This window comes from Streptomyces hirsutus (assembly GCF_001418415.1).
Taxonomy (GTDB): Bacteria; Actinomycetota; Actinomycetes; order Streptomycetales; family Streptomycetaceae; genus Streptomyces; species Streptomyces hirsutus.
Genome location: NZ_LIQT01000522.1, coordinates 1 through 3,796, shown reverse-complemented (window position 1 = coordinate 3,796; position 3,796 = coordinate 1). Strand labels below are relative to the sequence as shown.

Annotated in this window: 5 protein-coding genes; 4 read left to right on the top strand and 1 reads right to left on the bottom strand. The window is 66.6% G+C overall.

Translation table 11 applies throughout. From position 1 onward, the window contains the following. Nucleotides 1-589 precede the first annotated feature (589 nt). Nucleotides 590-760, bottom strand: a complete 171-nt coding sequence (locus AOK11_RS44170; protein ID WP_206188976.1) for a hypothetical protein — start codon at nt 758-760, stop codon at nt 590-592. 439 nt (nt 761-1,199) lie between these two features. On the opposite strand from AOK11_RS44170, the gene AOK11_RS33085 reads away from it, so the two are divergent. From AOK11_RS33085 to AOK11_RS33070, 4 genes are all read left to right on the top strand, one after another. Further along, nucleotides 1,200-1,994 carry an SDR family NAD(P)-dependent oxidoreductase gene (locus tag AOK11_RS33085; RefSeq protein WP_055597366.1) on the top strand — a complete coding sequence of 265 codons (795 nt, stop codon included), beginning with the start codon at nt 1,200-1,202 and terminating at the stop codon, nt 1,992-1,994. A gap of 123 nt (nt 1,995-2,117) precedes the next feature. Beyond that, nucleotides 2,118-2,957, top strand: a complete 840-nt coding sequence (locus AOK11_RS33080; RefSeq protein ID WP_055597365.1) for an enoyl-CoA hydratase/isomerase family protein — start codon at nt 2,118-2,120, stop codon at nt 2,955-2,957. A gap of 156 nt (nt 2,958-3,113) precedes the next feature. Next, the gene (locus tag AOK11_RS33075) at nt 3,114-3,344 is read left to right on the top strand and encodes an alpha/beta fold hydrolase (RefSeq protein ID WP_055597364.1); all 231 of its coding nucleotides are present in this window, start codon (nt 3,114-3,116) and stop codon (nt 3,342-3,344) included. Between the two features lie 50 nt (nt 3,345-3,394). Beyond that, nucleotides 3,395-3,682 (top strand): IS3 family transposase, encoded by a 288-nt coding sequence (locus AOK11_RS33070; RefSeq protein ID WP_055597367.1) that lies wholly within the window; start codon nt 3,395-3,397, stop codon nt 3,680-3,682. The last annotated feature ends 114 nt before the right edge of the window (nt 3,683-3,796 follow it).

Below are 3,796 nucleotides of genomic sequence, written 5' to 3'. Positions count from 1 at the left end.
CACCAGGCCCGCCCCCAGCCACCACCCAACGCTCAGGAACACCCTGCCGCGGCCCACCACCTCGGCAGTCGCAGACCGCTGTGCACCCGGATCCTCGGCGGCCTCGTCAACGAGTACAGATACGCCGCCTGACCTGTGGCGATGACCTTTCGAGCGGCACACGGACGACGCCCCGCAACCCGGTCACGGCACCGGGTCCTGCGGTGTCCGTGCCCACACCAGAATCAGCTCGGCCTCGTCGGCCACGCCCTCGATGACCAGCGGTGACAGCCCCGAAAACACCACGTTCACAAGCTCGTTGACATCTCGCACGTCATGCTGACGGCCCACGGACACACTCGGTCACCACCGAAAGTGAGACAGGGTCAATTTTTAGGCTTTGGCCCATATTCAGTGGTGACGCATCGTGGCCATGGTTGCTGACGGTGGAGCACACAGGTCGGAGGGGGCTTGCGATTGCCAGGCGGGACTCCAGTCTCCGGACGCAGCCGCCGCCTTCTCCATGAGCTGTGAGATCCGGGCTCAGACGGACGTGACGGGCGGTTACCACCGAACGCAGGCCAGAGCCGGTCACTGTACAGACCCGTCGTCAGCGGAGTGACCGGAAGCCTGCGCGGACCTCTTTCACAAAGAGGTCCGGCTGTTCCCAGGCCGCGAAGTGCCCGCCCTTGTCGAGCTTGTTGTAGTGAACGAGACGGGGATACGCCTGCTCCGCCCAGCTCCTCGGGGCCTCGTAGAGCTCGTCGGGAAAGACGCTCACGGCAACCGGAACGGAGACACCCTTGACGGCGAAGAAGGGGTGCTCGTTCTCCGCGTAGAGACGGGCCGCGGAGATCGCCGTGTTCGTCAGCCAGTAGAGCGTGATGTTGTCCAGAACGTCATCGCGCGTCAGGCCCTCGGAGTGCCCGGCGAAGACCCGGGAGATCAGCGCCAGACTGGCCGCGTCATGATCCTGGCGGCGCCCCCGCTACGACGCACGCCGACTGGTCGCGCTCCTTGTCGCAGGACTACGCCAACTGTGCTGACCGCTCGCGAACGACAGAGCCCTCGCACCAACGGTGCTTTGTGAGAGCAAGATCGAGACCGAGCCGCCGACGGCCCGTCGGACCCGATCCAGCCAGGGCAGGCTCGCCCGAGCCAGTGGCTCCGGTTCCGCCTACCCTCGAGATAGGGGGTGACCAACCCAGAGAAGGACCGTCATGGATCTCCAGATCAAGGACAAGGTCGCCGTCGTCACCGGGGCGAGCAAGGGCATCGGCCTCGCCATCGCCGACGCGTTCGGCCGTGAAGGCGCACACGTCATCGCGGGCAGCCGGAGTATCACTCCTGAGCTCGAAGCACTACACGAGAAGTACGGCGTCACCGCAGTCCCGGTCGACCTGTCCACCGCAGACGGACCAGGCACACTGGTCCGGCTTGCCGTGGACCAGTACGGCAAGGTCGACATCCTGGTCAACAACCTGGGTGCCGCGACGTCCCGTCCGAGCTTCCTGGACATCGACGAAGCCGAGTGGCAACGCATCTTCAACATGACTCTGTTCAGCGCAGTCCGGGCCAGCCGCGCGGCGCTTCCTCACCTGCTGGACGCGGACGGGGGTTCCATCATCAACATCAGCTCCATCAACGCGCGTCTGCCCTTCCCCGCGGTCGTGGACTACTCCGCGGCCAAGGCCGGACTGTCCAGCCTGACCAAGTCACTGTCCGAAGAGTTCGCACCGCGAGGCGTCCGGGTCAACGCGATCGCCCCGGGACCGGTCCGCACTCCCTTCTGGACCGCCCCGGGTGGCTTCGCCGACGCCACGGCGGCCCAGGCCGGCACCACCGCGCAGGAAGCCATGGACGTAGTCGTGCCGAAGAGCATGGGCATCTCCACCGGACGGGTCACCGAAGCTCACGAAGTCGCCGATCTGGCCCTCTTCCTCGCCTCCCCGCTCGCCGGAAACATCACGGGAGCCGAGTTCACCATCGACGGCGGCCAGATCAAGACTTTGTGATTTCTCACCTGCCTGCGCACCCGGTGACCAGGCACCGAGCGGCAGGAGACGGACCTGGCAGCTCCCAGCTCTCACAGCCGGGATCGTCACCCCGGCCCGTGATGCGCGCCGAGAGGAAGAGGCATGACCGCCTCGTACGACACCATCAGCACCAGGCTGGACGGCAACGTCCTGTCCGCCACCTTCAACGCCCCGCCGATCAACCTCATCGGTCCCGAGGTCGTGCGCGACCTGGTGGGACTGCTCGAGGAGCTCTCGCACCCGGGCTCTGTCCGCGTGGTGGTCTTCGACAGCGCGGATCCCGACTTCTTCTTCCCGCACGTCGACTTGACCAAAGTGCCCGAATACACCGATGAAGCCGCGAAGGGCGGCGGTCCGGGCGATGCCTCCCTCGGGATGCTGTTCCACAAGCTGAGCCAGATCCCGGCCGTCACCATCGCCAAGCTGCGCGGCCGAGCACGAGGGGCGGGCAGCGAGTTCCTCCTCGCCTGCGACATGCGCTTCGCCTCCCGGGAGAACGCCGTCCTGAGCCAGCCCGAAGTCGGATTCGGCACCTCGCCCGGCGCGGGCGCCATCCAGCACCTCACTCGTTTGATGGGCCGGGGCCGTGCGCTCGAGGCCGTACTGACGTCGGCCGACTTCGACGCCGAACTCGCCGAACGCTACGGATGGATCAACCGCGCCGTGCCCGATGCCGAGCTGGATGAGTTCGTCGTCGGCATCGCCGCGCGCATGGGAGGCTTCCCTCGTGATGCGCTGATCGCGGCCAAAACGGCTATCAACGCCATCAGTCTGCCGACTCCGGCCAACGTGCGCGCGGATGCTGCGCTGTTCCAGCAGCTCGTTCGGGGTGAGGGAGCGCAGCGTCGCGCGGCAGAGCTGTTCGAGCAAGGCTTCCAGACCCGAGGCCGTACCGAGCTCGATCTCGGCGAAGCATTGGGCGACTTGAAGGCCGTCGACTGATTCCCGCTTCGGGGCCGAGACAGTCCGAACGGGGGTCGGCCACCCCATCGAGCCTGGGAATGGCGCCCGCAGCGATTCCTCGGGGCTGTTATGGGGTGACCCGCTCGCCGCGACCGCGAACGGAATTCGGCACAGCGATCAACGGAGGCGGTAGCGATGGGTCCAGCCGCCGAGGCGCCGGCCGTCTCGCGCGGCCCGTACCGGTTGCACACCGACATCACGCCGGGAGTCGGTCTTCCCGTTCTTCTGATGCACGGCTTTCCCGACAGCAGCCGACTCTACGATCGCTTGCTCCCGCACCTGGAAGGCCGGATGCCGGTGGTGCGATTCGACTTCCTGGGCTGGGGGAAATCGGACAAGCCGCGGGGTGAAGTTGCCCCGGTTTGATGGACAACCTTTTGCTTTGGGACACTGGGTCCCGCAAGGAGGAGTTCATCGTGCCAAGGACGCGTCCGGCCTACCCGCCGGAGTTCCGTCGCCAGATAGTCGAGCTGGTCCGGGCCGGCCGGTCGCCGGAGGAGCTGGCGAAGGAGTTCGAGCCGTCCGCCCAGACCATCCGGACCTGGGCCAACCAGGACCGGATGGACACCGGGGAACGCCCCGGCTTGACCAGCGACGAGAAGGAGGAACTCGCCCAGCTGCGCCGCGAGGTGAAGCAGTTGCGCGAGGAGAAGGAGATCCTCCGCAAGGCCACGGTTTTCTTCGTCCGGGAGACCAGCCGGTGATCTGCTGCCGGCTGATTGACGAGAACACGGCACACCACGACGTCTCCCTGATGGCCCGGCTGCTGGGTGTGTCACGGCAGGGCTACTACGCCTGGAGGGACCGCGTCCCCTCCC

Coding starts and splice junctions, on each gene's coding strand:
- AOK11_RS33085 (WP_055597366.1), top strand. CDS start 1,200: ATGGATCTCCAGATCAAGGACAAGGTCGCCGTCGTCACCGGGGCGAGC.
- AOK11_RS33080 (WP_055597365.1), top strand. CDS start 2,118: ATGACCGCCTCGTACGACACCATCAGCACCAGGCTGGACGGCAACGTC.
- AOK11_RS33075 (WP_055597364.1), top strand. CDS start 3,114: ATGGGTCCAGCCGCCGAGGCGCCGGCCGTCTCGCGCGGCCCGTACCGG.